Consider the following 13,443-nt stretch of genomic DNA (forward strand, 5'->3'; position numbering starts at 1 on the left):
CTGTCTGATCCGGTGTTCTGCGCACTTGATTTTCAAACAGTTCTATAAGTACCTGTGTGTCAGAATATGGTGTACCTCCCGGGTTAAACTGTTGAAGAAGGGTCAGTTCATACTCTCCAGCAAGAGAGATGTCTTTAATCTGCATATAAGGATTTTCTGTAATCTGTCTTAATATGTGATGCAGCCTTTTTTCTGCCAATCTGCTAATTTCATAGGAATTGGAATGAAAGAATATCTCTACTCGGTCTTTGTTTAAACGGAACGAAATTTCCAGTACAGCACCTGGCCTGTTTCTTTCCGGAGTTTCATGGATATTTTCTAACGACATAAAAACTCTGTTTGCTTTTTTGTTTTGGCCATCTGGGTGCAAGGCCTTCAGGCCTTTATAGATATCCACTAGGAATTCTTTATATGGCAGCGCTTCTCCCCACTCGTAAGATAAGCAGCCGTAGTTTTGTGCCGGATCTTGGGTATCCGGTACGATGATCTCCAGCGGAGAAAGGCTTTGATGCAGAGCCAGTACAGCGCTGCTCGCCAGCATAGCGAATAATCCTCCCAGCGAATAGCTGCTCATTTCCAGTAGCGTCTTCGTTTCGGCTTCATTTATCTCGCTGCAGATAATGGCTTGTTCCGGGTTTTCATCCTGCCTCTTTATGCTTCCTCTGTCAGCAGGAGGAAGACAATTTGAGCCTTGTTCAATAACTGCTGTTTTATTCGTAGCCATGGTATCCCCCTTTTATAATCAAAAGTTAAATGGATCTGCTGTTTCCAGCATTTCTGTTGGGTGCTGTTCGTGCATCACTTCAATGTCACAAAGTCTCCCTGCCGGTTTTTGTACAATTTGATCCAGTATATAGATGTAATCTGAAGCCAGACCCTGAACGGCGTCTCTTGTAAATAGACGGACATCATAATTGAAAGAAATCTTCATTTCGCCACTGCCGGTAATTACAAAGAGAGATAGGTCAAATTTGGCTGTTTCTAAATCCATTTCATAGTAATTCAATGTAAAATCTCTCGTAGACCGCTGCTTCTCGCCAGTATCTTGTAATTCAAAGACTGTGCTGAATAATGGATTTTTGTCCTGTATTCTTGGTAAACCCAGTTGATCAACGAGGTCTTCAAATTGATAATCCTGGTTAGACAGCCCTCCGATTACCTTTTCTTTCACGTTAATCAAGAAGTCTTGAAAGCTTTGTTCAGGTTGTATAGAGCTTCGGAAAGCCAACGTGTTGACAAACATCCCCACCATTGACTGGACTTCACCGTGATGTCGTCCAGCAGTTCCACTTCCTACTACAAGATCTTCCTGCTCGGTATATTTATGAAGCAGTACATAGTAGCCGGCCAATAAGACCGTAAATAGGGATAAATTATTTTCAGTAGCAAATATTTTCAGCCGGTTATTTAATTCCTCGTTTACTGTTTGTGTTTCGGAAGCTCCTTTTTTTACTTCTCTTATGTCTACTGCTTTAGCGGCAGGAAGCAGCTGAGTAGGCGGAATATTCTTGTATATGTCCAACCAATATTTTTCCTGTTTTTGCAGATGATCAGAGAATTTTATCTGCTGCCAATACGCGTAATCTTTATATTGCAGTTTTTCAGGAAGAACATATTCTCCGTCATAAAGCCGACATAGCTGATCAAGGAGAAGATTCATGGACCAACCGTCACAGATAATATGGTGGCTGTCCAGACACAGCATGTATTTCTGTTCCTGTATTTTGATCAACAGAGCCCTGAACAAAGGAGCTTGTTGAAGATTAAATGGACGAATCCAGGAATACACGGCCTTTTCTGCATCTTTTTCTTCTACTTCAGCATATTCCAAAGAAAATGCAGTTTCCTCCTGTACAATTTGGAGAGGTTCTTTGTCTCCTAATACAAAGGATGTCCGTAATGCAGCGTGGACGGATATCAGTTCACGCAGTGCCCGCTCCATTTTAGTTACCTGTATGTCCCCATCCAGTTGCAGAGTGACAGGTATGTTGTAAGCTGTACTGCTGCAATTAAACTGGTGGACGATAAACATCCGCTTTTGGGCGGAAGAAAGCGGATAAGCATCCAGCTTTACGGCTTCAATGACGTCGAGCTTGTCTTCCTCTTCTCTGCTTAACCATTCCGAGAAACTTTTGATCGTATCGTGTGTAAAGATATTTTCAAAAGTGATCTGCTTGTTCCATTCTTCTTTAATTTTTGAAATGATGATCGCGGCTTTTAAAGAATCTCCTCCTACGTCGAAGAAATGATCCAGTGTGCCGATTTCCTCTTTCAGGAGAGTCTGTTTCCAAATCTCTACAAGCTTTTGTTCCGTTCGAGTGACCGGTGCTTGATACGGTGCAGCAAGTATTGCTTCTCGCGGAGCTGGAAGCTGGTCGTAGGCAATTTTTCCATTCACCGTCAACGGAAGCTGATTGACGCTTTCGAAGAAGGGAGGAACCATAAACCGCGGGACTTTTTCCGCTAAGTATTCACGGAATTCAAGAATCGGTATTTCTTCAAAGAGAACCAAATAGGCGCATAAGGTATCTTCGCCTTGTTTATTTTTCCATACGGTCACTACCGCCTGATCAACCTGCTCATGCTGCTGGAGAATGTTTTCGATTTCCTGCGGCTCAATACGCAGGCCCCGCAATTTAATTTGATTATCGATTCTTCCATGAAATTCGAGTTCGCCATTCGGCATCCATTTCACTAGATCTCCGGTTTTATATATCCTCTGGTTTCTTACATCTGGATAAGAGGCAAAGCGTTTTTTGGTTAAGTCGATATTATTCAAGTAGCCTCTGGCTACTCCTTTTCCGGCCGTGCATAATTCGCCGATTACTCCTTTAGGGACCATGTTCCCGTTCCGATCAGTGATGATTACTTGCGTGTTCGCAATGGGTTTTCCGATAGACGGTATATCTTTTTCTGTCAAATCTGCTTTAAGAGTCGTGGCCACACTGTTTTCGGTTGGCCCATATTCATTAAAGAGTTTGGTTTGAGTCAAGATCGATTTGCTTTTCCGGACTAACTGCCGGGAGGTTTTTTCCCCTGCGAGTGTTACGATTTTTATATATCTACCGCTTTCCGGAGTTAAATAGTTTAATACTTCCTGATACAGCACCGGAACCATAATAAAATGAGTGATTTTATAATCTTTTATCGCTCGGGCAATGTCTGCAGGGCTTTTAGACTCAAATTCATTGAGCATGATCATGCTGCTTCCTGAAATGACTGGCGTAAAGAAACTGGTTAAAAATCCATCGAAGGCATACGAGAAAACCTGCAAAACGCAATCCTGTTCAGTCAATCCGTATGCATCTCGGCGCCATTGCAACGTATTAGCTACTCCGCCATGTTCGACCATTACGCCTTTCGGTTTTCCAGTAGTGCCAGATGTGTAAGTGATGTAAGCCAAATCAGCTGCGGTATTGATCAATGGAAGATTGTCGATGGCTTCGAGTTCTTTCCAATTCAGCGTGAGAGCCTCACACGGCAATGAAACCTTTTGCTGCAGGTGTTCTTTAGTTATCATCAGTTCAGCTCCGCTGTCAGATAACATATAGGCAATCCGCTCTTCGGGATATTCGGGATCCAAGGGTAAATAGGCCCCTCCTGCCTTTAAGATGCCGAGCATACCAATCAGCATTTCCGGACTTCGATCCATTAACAAGGCGACGATGACTTCACGGGTTATCCCTTTCTCCCGAAGCACTCGAGCGACGCTATTTGCTTTTTCGTTTAATTCCTTATAACTAAGGGACGCATCTGGATATATGGTTGCTACAGCATCCGGCGTCTTAGCGGCCTGTTCTTCAAATAGGGTAACGAGTGTAGAATCCACCGGGTATTCTGTTTGCGTTTGATTCAAGTCATGGAGCAAATGATTCTTTTCATCTGCGGTGAGAATATCAATGGATGCAATCAAAGTGTCTAGGTTGTGAGTAATCGCCATTAGGATAGTAAGAAAGTGATCTCTCATCCGGTTTATGGTTTCCGGCATAAATAGATCTGTACTGTATTCAAAACGGAACCAAAGCGTATTTTCCTGTTCTTCGGCAAGAAGTGTAAGATCAAATTTAGAAATAGGAAATTCAAAGTTATACGGCTGCATACACAGGCCGGATAACTTGAATTCCGGCATATCCAGATTTTCAAGGACAAACATTGTGGTGAACAGCGGGTTCCGCTCCGCCGTCCTTGGAAGAGCCAGCTGCTGAATAAGTTCTTCTAAAGGAAAATCCTGATGTTCAAAGGCTTCCAGGGTATGAGCTTTTACTTCCTGAAGAAAATCATGGACTGACTTTTCTCCAGCTGGATAATTTCGAAGAGCCAGGGTATTGACAAACATTCCGATCATATCTTGCACATCTGCATGTGATCTTCCAGCCGTTGCGGTTCCTACTACAATATCTTCTTCTCCGCTGTATTTGGAGAGCAGAATATTGTAAGCACTTAACAGCACCATATAAAGCGTAGCCCCGCTTGCTTTTGCAATCTCTTTAAGTTTTTTTGCTGTGTGTTCATCGAGCATAAAATCTAGACGCCTGCCTTTAAACGAAGGCACCGGAGGACGGGAATAATCATAAGGAAGTGCAAGTTCTCCAGGAGGCTCTTCAAAAACCTTTAACCAGTATTGAGCCTGAGTCTCCCTTGTCTCCTTCAGTTTTTTTTGTTCCCAGGCAGCATAATCTTTGTACTGCAGCGGCGGCGCTGATATGTCCTCTCCTTCAATGGATCGTTTTAGTTCCCCGAGCAGTAAACTGAGTGATACACCATCTGCAATAATGTGATGAGCATCGTAGAGAATGATGCTTTTATCGGTGTCTGTGTACAAAAGACCAGCCCGGAATAATCTATCTTTCTCTAAATCAAAAGGCAGGATAAAGGACTCGATTTTTTTTTGAAGCTCTGCTTCCTGACAGGTTTCGAATCTTAGTGTAAATTCGGCAGACCGATGAATGAGTTGGACAATTTTTCCATCTACGACTTTAAAAGTAGTTCGGAGCGCTTCGTGACGCTCTATAAGCTTCTTAAACGATTTTTCCAATAAATAACGATCAATCATTCCGTCCACAATCAAGACATTCGGAAGGTTATAATGAACACTTTCCGAGTGATTCCGGCTGACTGCGTACAGTCTTTTCTGCGCAGAAGACGCTGTGTAATAGTTTTGGACGGCAACAGGCAGAATAGCGTGCTCTGTGGCTCTTTGTGAATTTGCTATACAGACAGCCAGTTTTTCAATGGTAGGATTTAAAAACAATGTCTTAATCGAAATCTGAACGTGAAATTCTTTTTGGATTTTAGACAGCAGCACCATTGCTTTTAAAGAATGCCCACCCAACCGGAAAAAGTCATCCTGGACGCCGATCTTTTGGGATATAAACAGCTGCTCCCAAATTGCAACCAACTTTTCTTCCATTTCATTCCGCGGAGCAAGGTACCCGACGTCTGCCTTAGAACCTTCTGATGGTTTCGGAAATGAACGTTTATCATGTTTGCCATTCGCCGTTAATGGCATAGCATCTAACTGGATGAAATGGGCCGGCACCATATAATCCGGCAAATGTTTCGCTACTGTTTCCCGTAAACGCTGAATATCCCAGGATTGGCTGCTGGTAAAGTAAGCGCATAAAAAGTAGCTCGTAGTGTCTTGATAAGGAATCACAACAGCCTCAATAATCGAGGGCTGTTCCTGCATCGCTTTTTCAATTTCTTCCGGCTCGATGCGGTGTCCCCTGATTTTTACTTGGTCATCGATCCGTCCCAAATATATGACGGCACCGTCTTCACGGTATTTGCCAAGGTCTCCTGTCCGGTAAAACATTCTGTCCGGATGGAATGGGTCTTTGATAAAATATTCTTCGGTTAAATCTGTCCGTTTAAGATAGCCTCGGGAGAGCCCTGCCCCGCCTATGATAATTTCTCCTTGCACACCGATCGGCTGTTGTTGGCCGTCTTTCCCCCAGATATAGACTTCTGTATCGGATAAAGGGTAGCCGATTGGAACAGTTTCACCAATATCAGCCAAGCTATTGATGGGATAATACGTAGCGAATACCGTTCCTTCGGTAGGGCCGTATACATGAATCAGCTTACCGGGACCTAACACCCCCAAAGCCTTCTTAATATGCACATAAGATGCCCGTTCGCCTCCAAACAAGATTTTACGCAGTCCGGTTAATCCGGCAGGATCAATATCCAAAAAGGCATTAAACAGGGGCGTAGTCATAAAAGAAACGGTTATTTTTTCTTTGGCGATGATGGAAGATAACTCTTCATAATTAGTGACGGTTTCTTTGTCGATCATTACCAGCCGGGCTCCATTCAGCAGAGCGCCGTATATATCAAAAGTCGATCCATCAAAAGCATAATTAGAGAGTTGAAGTACAGCATCTTCGGCAGTGATACGGATATAATTTGTGCTCGTTACTACACGCGTAATATTACTGTGCTTGGTTAAAATTCCTTTCGGATGCCCGGTGGTTCCTGATGTGTAAAGAATATAGGCAAGATCTGACGGTTCATTTACGACTTCAGGGTTAAGATCTATACCTTCAAGGCCATTGCATGTAAATGTATATGATGCTGATGATGACGAAATGGCAGTCTCGGGAGTTGTTAACAGTAGAGAAGCACCGCTGTCAGACAGCATAAATGCGGTTCGTTCTGCCGGATAACCAGGATCTATCGGTACATAAGCTCCCCCAGCTTTTAATATGCCAATGATCCCAATGATCATCTCTGGAGAGCGATCCATTCTTAACGCTACTATGTCTTCCCGTTTGACTCCCTTTTCCCGCAGAATATAGGCCAGAGCATTTGCTTTACCGTTCAAATCCCTATAGCTCATCCTGATATTCCCATGGATCAATGCCACAGCTTCAGGATTCTTGGATACCTGTTCTTCGAACAGAGCTACCAGAGTCCGGCCGGTACTTGCGCAGCCCGGCACTTTATTGAAGGATGTCACCATCTTTTGTTCAGCAGGACTTTTTATGTCGAGCAAGCCAATCGGCTGGTCTAATCCTCTAGTGATGGCTTCAAGAATGCAGATATAATGTTCCCTCATCCGTTCAATAGTAGAAGGCTTAAATAATTGGGTGCTGTATTCTAAGCCGAACCATAAGTCTTGACCGCGTTCTTCGGCCATTAGTGTCAAATCAAACTTTGCTGCAGGAAAATCAAATTCGCCCAGCTGAACTGTAAGATTGTTTATCTTCATTTCTGGCATGTCCATATTTTCCAACACAAACATAGTGGTGAAAATAGGATGCAGGTTAGCATCTCTGGAATAGCCGAGTTTCTGTACAAGTTCTTCAAATGGATAGTACTGGTATTCAAATGCTTCCAAGGCATGTTCCTTTACTTCTGTCAGAAACGTCCCTATCGTTTTGCCTGCTTCCGGTTGATTTCGAAGTGCCAGAGTATTTACAAACATGCCTACCATATTTTGAACATCTGCATGGGGTCTGCCCGCTGCAACTGTTCCCACTACAATGTCTTCGAGGCCGCTATACTTGGCAAGCAGAATATTATAAGCACTTAGTAAGAGCATATAAAGGGTGGTTTCTGTATTTTTAGCAGTCTCCCGCAGCTTGTCTGCCAAGAGGGGATCCAGCTGAAATTCTAACCGGTTTCCTTCGAAATTCATTAAGCTCGGCCGGGAAAAATCATATGGAAGCTGAAGCTCTGGGATCTCCTTTTCAAAGACCCTTTCCCAGTAGGCTTCTTGCTCCGCCATTTTTTTTGGTGGAAAGGAGTTTTTTTCCCACGAAGCATAATCTTTATATTGCAGTTTAAGAGGCGGGAGCAATTCACCTTCATATAAGGCCATTAATTCTTTGAGCAATACGCCATTTGAAACTCCATCAGTCACAAGATGATGAAGGTCAAACATCATAATATACCGGTCCGCTGCGACTTCTAGCAGTCCGGCCCGAATCAAGGGAGCCTGTTTTAAATGAAATGGCTGGATAAATGCCTGAATTTTTTCTTCTGTTTCGGCTTCACTGCATTTTTCATAAGTAAAAGAGATGCGCACAGAAGAATGGATCTTTTGAACGACTATTTCATCTATGATGTCAAACGATGTTCGCAGGGATTCATGCCTATCAACTAATAACTGAAAAGCAGCCTCCAGCCTGTATCGATTCAGGCTGCCTTCTAGTTGAAATACATGGGGCATGTTGTAATGAATACTTCCCGTATCGTAGCTGGACAAGGCGTACAATCGTTGCTGCGCCGAAGGTGCTGGATAGAAATCCTGCTCCCCAACGAGCGGAATCCTGTTTTCCCGGCGATTTTCGGCATTTTCAATACAGGTGCTCAGCTGTTCAATCGTCGGATTTTGAAATACGGTCTTGAGTGATATGTCCACTTGGAATTTCATATGAATCCGAGAGATCAGCAGCATCGCTCTCAGGGAATGGCCACCCAGTTTGAAAAAGTTATCAGAAATACCGATCTGTTCAACTTCTAGTATCTCTCCCCAAACCAATGCCAAGGCCTTCTGCGTTTTGGTATAAGGAGCCTGGTAGGTCATTCTGGACAGCTGGCCGGCAGACGGTATCGGAAGTGATTTTTTATCGATTTTTCCATTGGGTGTCAACGGCATGACTTCTAATTGAACCAAACGGGAGGGAATCATATATTCCGGCAGCTTCAAAGCCAGTTTCTTTTGTATATGTGACAGATCCTGCTGTTCCTTACTGATAAAATATCCGCATAAATAAGGACTGATCGGATCTTTCTGAAGGATGACCACTGCATCTTTCAGACCTTGATCTAGCAAAGCCTTTTCAATCTCTCTGAGCTCGACGCGGTACCCTCTGATTTTAACTTGATTATCGATTCTCCCCATAAATTGAATAGTGCGATCGGACAAAATACGTCCCTTATCCCCTGTGAGGTAAAGTTTCTCGCCCTTGTGGAATGGATGATCAATGAATTTCTCCGATGTCAGTGCATCCTGATGGAGGTAGCCTCTGCTCAGGCCGATTCCACTTAAAGCCAACTCGCCCTGCATCATATTCGGCAGAACTTGCTGATCTATATCTAAAATGTACGCTTCCATATGGGAAACCGGTTTTCCGATGACCGGATTTTTTTGAAAACAGTCAAAGGTGTTTCGTGTGATGGTCTGGGCGACAGCACCTACTGTACATTCTGTTGGTCCGTAATGATTCATCATTCTTATATGTGGATAGTACTTAAAAGTACGTTCCAAGTCATTTAGGATTACCGACTCTCCGCCCAGCACAATTAAGCTGAGATTTTGCAACAGTCCTTTCTCGAACTTCGGAGAATGGACAAATGTTTTGAATAAAGATGGAGTTGCTTTAATATAGGAAATCTCATGATCAGCGATATACTGAATGGTTCTTTCTGGTGAATGACGGGTTTCTTCATCGAGAATATGGAGTTCCCCGCCGGCTAAGATAGCTGGAAAAATAGCCGTATATCCCAGATCAAAGGCATGAGATGATAACAGAACACTTTTTACGGATTCCAAATGTGCTTCTTCGAGGAACCACTCAGCATAGTTAATGATGCTCTTATGCATCACAGGTACGCCTTTCGGCTTTCCTGATGTTCCGGATGTATAAATCACGTAAGCTGTATCATCTTCGGTCTGCATTTGCGGCCAAACAGAAGAGGCATGGGACTCCTCCGGCATTTCTTCCAGGGTTAGAATATCAACATTATTCGGAATATGCGTTTTCAGATCCCGTTGAGCAACGATTAGAGAAGTCTGGCTGTCTTCTACTATGTATTGGATCCGTTCAGAAGGCATTTTAGGATCAAGCGGTAAAAAGCTGTTGCCGGATTTTAGAATTCCGATCAGCCCTGCAATCATTTTCAGTGACGGTTCAGCTAACAGGCCGATAACTTTGCCGGGCCCTTTCCCGTATTTGAGGATCTGCCGGGCGATCATATCAGCTTCCTGATCTAATTCTGAATACGAAAGAGACCTTTCGTGATGGAAAAATCCTATTTTCTCCCCATGGAGGCTGACTTGTTCTCGCCAAGCTTCGGCCATTGTCCGGAAACGGGCCGGTGTGTCGATATCCTGTTCTTTCCTTCCGGCCGTTTTCACTACAGAAATGGATTTTAAGGAAAGCACCGGATTGGCAGCAATTTGTTCAGCCAGTCCGATGAATAATGCCTGCAAAGAACGAATAAATGCTTCTTCGTATACATTGGCGTTGTATCCGAACTTCACATGCCATTCTTTTCCCGGCATTACGACAATATTAAAGTCGTAATTTGTCTGTTCATATGCTTCTATTTCTTTAAGCTGAAATCCAAAGTTTGTCGTTTCATCTATTAAAGAATCGATCGGATAGTTTTCAAACGCGATAACATGATTAATCAGGTTTTGTTGCAAGGGCGATGTATTTTGCACATCTGATAAGGGTAAAAAGTGATGGGTATCAGCAAGCCGCGCTTCTTTATTGAGTTCCTTCACAAGGCTGATAAAGTCTTGGTTTTTTTTTCTTTTTACCTTCACTGGAATGGTATTGATGAACAGACCTACCATGTTTTCAACACCAGGTAATTCTGCCGGCCTTCCTGCTACAACGTTCCCAAAAACAGCACAGTCTGTATGAGACGCCTTCTGCAGAGTCAGCCCCCAAAGAGCATTAAACACCGTACTGAGTGTAACGCTCTGTTGCCGAGCAAGATTTTCGAATGAACTAGCCAATTCTTCATTTATGGTAAAATTCAATTCCTGCAGCTGGTATTCATCTGCTGGAGCAACCAGTTTTCGAGGAAGATCCATTGCTTGATCGCAATCTTTTAGATAGTTTTCCCAGAAAGCGAGGGATTGTTTTTTATTCTGCCGGTTCATCCATTGGACATAAGGAGCAAATGAACCTACCGATGAAAAAGCCACTGGCTGTTTCTTTAGCAGTGATTCGTATGTTTCAGCGAAGGTCCGTAAAATGTTTCCTAAACTCCATCCGTCTAAAATAATATGGTGGAAGGTCCAAATGATTTGATACTGCTTCTGTCCTAAATCAAATAATGACACCTTGGTAAGAAGATCCTTTGATACATCAAACCGTTTCCTGCGATCGCTGTCTTGCCATTCTTTGATTAACGTCTTCTGTTCTGTTGATTCAAGCGCTGAAAGATCCTGAAAACGGACTGTCAGCTTTCTTTCTTTCAGCACCACCTGAACTGGTTCTTTAATATTTTTATAGATGAAGACAGTACGAAGCGCATCGTAGCGGTCTATTAGTAAATTTACGGCTTCTTCGAAAATTTTCTGATCGATGCGGCCTTCTGCTTTAAAACTGAATTGTTCAATATATGAATCTGTTTTTTCATGGTACATTAAGTCATACAGCATGCCCTGCTGCATGGGGGTCAATTTATAAATATCTTTGATTTGATTTTTAGCAACCAGTTTACTCACTCCTTACGATTAAATTCCGATATCCTGCTGTCAGCCATCAAACTAAATCGCCCAAAAGGTCATAGATTTGATCCAGTGTCTCACTGTCCAAGTCGGCAGAGCTGAAATCACTCGGTGTCATTTCAGCTCCCTCTTTCTCTTCACAGTGGCGGATAATCTCTTGCAGCCGATTCATATAACACCGGGAGAAACTTGTTATCTCTTTTTCTTCAAATTCCAGTGTACTGTAGATGAATTCTACTTTCATTTTTCCATTCATGACGACGGATTCTATAGAAAGTGAGAACGGGCTTGGGCAGTCCATGCCTACTTCACTGCCGCGATCTATCTCTGATAAAGTGAAGGCTTCTTTTTCATTGCTGTCTGCTACGCCGAATTGGCCCATATAATTAAAGCTCATTTCTGGATAGGAAGAATGGTGTTTTGTATTTCGGTTATTCAAATATCGGTCAATCCCAAACCCAATGCCTTTATGAGGGATTTTCCGAAGTTTCTCTTTTACATACTTGACGCCTGCTCCCGTATCTGTAAGTTTCTCCAATTCAAACACTACGGGATATAGGGTAGTGAACCAGCCGACTGTTCGGGTAATATTAATTCCTTCTAAAATATCTTCTCTACCGTGCCCCTCTAAATTGACGGCAAGAGACTGTTCTTGCGGCCACATATCATAGGAAGCAAGAGCAAGGGCTGTTAACAGAAGGTCATTTATTTCTGTGTTGTAGGCTTCGTTGGCTTGTTTTAACAAGCTGTCAGTGTCCGATTTTTCTAAGTACAAGCAGATTGTCCGATTTTCGTTCATCTTTCTTTCTGCAACATAGTTGGATTTTGGAAGCCGAGAAATTTTTTTCAGTTCATCCTGCCAGTATGAAATTTCTGGTTGATCTATTCCGGCCTGTCCATATGCTTCCAGCTTGCTAGTCCATTCTTGATAAGAAGTAGTCTTTTCCGGGAGGATTGGCTTCTCATTGTTTTTGTATGCCGTATAGGCTGATTGGAAGTCTTCCAGTAAGATGCGCCAAGATACCCCGTCGACCACCAGATGATGAATAACCAATAGAAGGAAGTCTCCGGCTCTTGTATGGAAAAGGCCAGCTTGCAAAATGGGCCCCTTCTCAATGTTTAAAGAAGACTGCAGGAATTCTGATTCTTCCTTGATCCAGGTTTTGTAGTCATCCTGTGGACATTCTGCCGTTGTCAATGAATATGGATACTGGCCTAAGGAAAGGTTTATCTGCCCGATGGGGCCGTCCGGCTGTATATCGAAAACCATTCTGAGAGCATCATGATGATCCATGATTTTTTTTATAGCTGCTTCTGCTGCCTCTTTCTCCCATTCTTGAGAAAGTAATAGAACGGATTGATTAAAGTGACGGTGTCCTTTTAGATGTTTGAAGTACCAATGCTGTACTGGAGAAAGGACTACGGGTCCTTCAATTGGTTTCTGTTCGATTTTTACTATGTTTTGTTTTATGAAATTACTCATATATTGCACTTCAGGATTTTCTAAAATATCCTTGACAGCTAATTCATATCCGCTGCTGCGTATCGCTGCTGAAAGTTGAATGGCCTTAATAGAATCACCACCGAGACTGAAAAAGTCATCAGAATGTCCGAGTGTTTCTACAGCCAATATTTTTTTCAGGCTGTCCGCTAAAACCTGTTCTTCTTCTGTTTTTGGCTGGTGAATTTCTATTGGTTTTATCTGTTCTTTTTCCACCCAGCTGCTCTGCAGCAGCGCGGCTTTATCTATTTTTCCATTTGGTGTTAATGGAATAGATTTAAGATGCTTGAAATAAGCAGGTACCATATATCTCGGTAATCTATCGAAAAGCCAGCGTTTCAGCGATTCAACAGGGACTGCTTCTTTTGAGACATAGTATGCACATAATTGAATTTCCTCTTGTTCCTTTAACGGAAGGATGCAGGCTTCATCAATGTCCGGATTTTCTAATAGACACGCTTCAATTTCTTTCGGTTCAATCCGATTCCCTCTGATCTTCACCTGATCGTCCGAACGTCCGAAAAAC

Annotated in this window: 3 protein-coding genes and 2 pseudogenes; all 5 read right to left on the bottom strand. The window is 42.9% G+C overall.

What is annotated here, in order from left to right; translation table 11 throughout:
* On the bottom strand, positions 1–724 hold a 724-nt coding region (locus JFL43_RS21675), incomplete at its 3' end, for a hypothetical protein (RefSeq protein WP_200750659.1).
* Positions 725–742: 18 nt separating this feature from the next.
* The gene (locus JFL43_RS23670; protein WP_456119776.1) at positions 743–2,398 is read right to left on the bottom strand and encodes a condensation domain-containing protein; all 1,656 of its coding nucleotides are present in this window, start codon (positions 2,396–2,398) and stop codon (positions 743–745) included.
* Positions 2,399–3,829 (bottom strand): annotated as a pseudogene (locus tag JFL43_RS23675) (non-ribosomal peptide synthetase); the annotation flags it as partial.
* Between the two features lie 45 nt (positions 3,830–3,874).
* Positions 3,875–11,413, bottom strand: a pseudogene (locus tag JFL43_RS21680) (amino acid adenylation domain-containing protein); the annotation flags it as partial.
* Positions 11,414–11,450: 37 nt separating this feature from the next.
* On the bottom strand, positions 11,451–13,443 hold a 1,993-nt coding region (locus JFL43_RS21685; RefSeq protein WP_234447957.1), incomplete at its 5' end, for a condensation domain-containing protein.

It is taken from the genome of Viridibacillus soli, assembly GCF_016612995.1.
Taxonomy (GTDB): Bacteria; Bacillota; Bacilli; order Bacillales_A; family Planococcaceae; genus Viridibacillus; species Viridibacillus soli.